This is a genomic window from Paraburkholderia sp. 22099 (assembly GCF_052045835.1).
GTDB lineage: Bacteria > Pseudomonadota > Gammaproteobacteria > Burkholderiales > Burkholderiaceae > Paraburkholderia > Paraburkholderia terricola.
Genome location: NZ_JBQEPU010000072.1, coordinates 1 through 2,718, shown reverse-complemented (window position 1 = coordinate 2,718; position 2,718 = coordinate 1). Strand labels below are relative to the sequence as shown.

Annotated in this window: 2 protein-coding genes and 1 pseudogene; all 3 read left to right on the top strand. The window is 60.5% G+C overall.

Features of this window, described 5'->3' with window-relative positions:
• Positions 1-184: 184 nt before the first annotated feature.
• The 3 genes and pseudogenes from tnpA (at position 185) to tnpC (ending at position 2,539) form a co-directional block, all read left to right on the top strand.
• Positions 185-598, top strand: a complete 414-nt coding sequence (gene tnpA / locus ACTJLC_RS31640) for an IS66-like element accessory protein TnpA (RefSeq protein WP_310136399.1) — start codon at positions 185-187, stop codon at positions 596-598.
• Positions 595-939: an IS66 family insertion sequence element accessory protein TnpB gene (tnpB, locus tag ACTJLC_RS31635; protein WP_310136397.1), complete on the top strand. Its 345-nt coding sequence runs from the start codon at positions 595-597 to the stop codon at positions 937-939. Before tnpA ends, tnpB begins: the two co-directional genes overlap by 4 nt.
• 30 nt (positions 940-969) lie before the next feature.
• Positions 970-2,539, top strand: a pseudogene (gene tnpC / locus ACTJLC_RS31630) (IS66 family transposase).
• Positions 2,540-2,718 lie beyond the last annotated feature (179 nt).

The window sequence follows — 2,718 nt, the reverse complement described above, 5'->3', positions numbered from 1 at the left end:
GATATCAGCGTGATTCACCGTCGACCTTACTGCTACGTCGCCCTCAGGAAATTCCTTTGCCTATGGAAAAACCGCAAACCTGGATATCGCGATTGACACGGAAAGTCATATCAGTCGGCTCGCGCCGACCATCGTAGGCGGAGACTGAGATAAACACCAAAGTAATGTCCATCATTCCGATTTGATGGACACCACTTTGTCACAGTCTGAAGAGAAAAAGCCAGGTACCCGAACGGGGCGCCCGAACTACGCCCGGGAGCTTCGTGATCGACTGGCGGCTGCGGCTTGCGAGCCTGGCGTTTCAGTCTCGAAACTGGCCCGCGAGAACGGCATCAATGCGAACATGCTGTTCACCTGGCGGCGGCGTTATCTGGCCGAGCAGCAAGCTCAGTCTACTGGGCTCATTCCGGTTGTACTTGTAGACGACGCGCGAGCGGAGGTTGGCGCATCATCTTCGGTTGAGCCACAAGCGCAGAACACAAGGCCTGCATTAGCTGCCGGCACGATCGAGATCCGGATCGGCCGTACGGTGGTTAAAGTGGACGGTCTGGTCGATGCCGACCTGTTGCGAATTGTGCTGGGTAGTCTGCGCTCATGATTTCGCTCCCGGCAGGCACGCGCATCTGGATCGCTGCGGGCGTCACGGATATGCGCTGCGGGTTTCAGGGGCTTGCCGCAAAGGTGCAAACGGCGCTTGAGGAGAATCCGTTGGGCGGCAACGTCTACATCTTCCGGGGCCGTCGTGGCGATCTGGTAAAAATCCTTTGGGCAACCGAGGACGGACTCTGGCTACTCGCGAAGCGACTTGAACGAGGCCGTTTTATCTGGCCCCAGGCTGACAGTGGCAAGGTCCATCTGAGCTCAGCACAACTGTCGATGCTGCTTGAGGGCATCGACTGGAGACAGCCTCGTCGGACCGCCGTACTATCGATGTTGTAAACCGCGCGGCAGACTCGTAAACTACGGCGCATGTCGAACGGCGCCGGTCTTCCTGACGATGTCGAACTCCTGAAGGCCTTGCTGGTCGAGGCCCGTAGTCTGCTTGCCGAGCGGGATGTCGAGATCGGGCAGCTCAAGGCCCAGATCGATAAGCTCAGGCGCATGCAGTTCGGTCGCAAGTCCGAGCAGTTGCAGCGGCAGATCGAGACGCTCGAGACTCAACTCGAGGATCTGGCCGCCGGGCGCGGCGTTACGGATGTGCAGCGTGCGCAGGCCCGCGGTGCAAATGCGTCCACCTCGAATGCGACGACGGACGAAGCGGCGTCGAGGCAAGCGCTTCCCGCGCATTTGCCGCGCGAGGATCATGTACTCGAACCCGAATCAGGTTGCCCGGACTGCGGTCAACCAATGCGGGTGCTCGGCGAGGACGTGTCCGAACAACTCGCCCGGGTCGCAGCGGCGTTCAAGGTCATTCGCACGATCCGGCGCAAACTGGTTTGCCCATGCTGCAGCGCCATCACCCAGCCGATGATGCCCGGCCTGCCGATCGAGCGGAGCATTGCCCATCCGAGCTTGCTGGCGGACATCCTCGTCTCGAAGTATGCAGACCATCAGCCGTTGTACCGGCAATCGACGATCGCGGCGCGCGACGGGCGTGATGCTCGATCGGGCCAGTATGGGCCGCTGGGTCGGCCAATGCGAGGCACTGTGCGCACCGCTAACAGAGGCGCTGCGTCGCTATACGGTGGCCGCCACCAAGCTGCACGCGGATGACACGCCGATCCCGGTGCTCGCACCGGGCAACAGGAAGACCCGCACCGGCCGGCTGTGGGTCTACGTGCGGGACGATCATCGCTCGGGTTCAACGGAACCGGCCTCAGTCTGGTTCGCGTACTCGCCGAACCGACAGGGCATCCATCCTCAAACTCATCTCGCCAGCTTCAAGGGAACCCTGCAAGCGGACGCTTACGCAGGCTTCGACGAGCTGTTCCGCGCCGGCTCGATACGCGAAGCGGCATGTCATGCCCACGCGAGGAGAAAGTTCTACGACATCCACGTGCGCACGCCATCCTATACGACGCAAAAGGCGCTCAACTATATCGGCGAGCTCTACAGCATTGAAGCCACCATCCGCGGCAAGCCCGCGGCCGAACGGCTACGAATACGGCAGGAGAAGGCCAGGCCACTGCTGCAAATCTACGAAGCGTGGCTCAGGGCAAAGCTCGAAACGCTGTCGTCGATGTCCGAGACAGCCAAGGCGATCAACTACTCGCTCAACCAGTGGAGCGCACTGGCGCTGTATTGCGAAGACGGTACGCTCGAGATCGACAACAACATCGCGGAGAACGCGCTGCGCTGTGTAAGCCTGGGTCGGAAGAATTTCCTGTTTGCCGGTTCCGACAGCGGCGGCGAACGCGCAGCCGCGATGTACGCCCTGATCGGTACTTGTGCACTGAACGACATCGATCCGCGCGCCTATCTGGACTATGTGCTAACCCACATCGCTGACCACAAAATCAATCGCATCGACGAGCTTCTGCCATGGCGCGTGGCCGAGAAGCTGCACACGTCAGTCAGTCCGCCGGCACCCGCTACCTGACCGTGCAGTCCGGATCACCATCATGCCTCACGTGCACGCGCGTGCACGAATGGCCCGCGTGAGCCGCTGATATGACTTTCCGTGTCAATCGCGATATCCAGGTTTGCGGTTTTTCCATAGGCAAAGGAATTTCCTGAGGGCGACGTAGCAGTAAGGTCGACGGTGAATCACGCTGATAT

Coding starts and splice junctions, on each gene's coding strand:
- tnpB (WP_310136397.1), top strand. CDS start 595: ATGATTTCGCTCCCGGCAGGCACGCGCATCTGGATCGCTGCGGGCGTC.
- tnpA (WP_310136399.1), top strand. CDS start 185: ATGGACACCACTTTGTCACAGTCTGAAGAGAAAAAGCCAGGTACCCGA.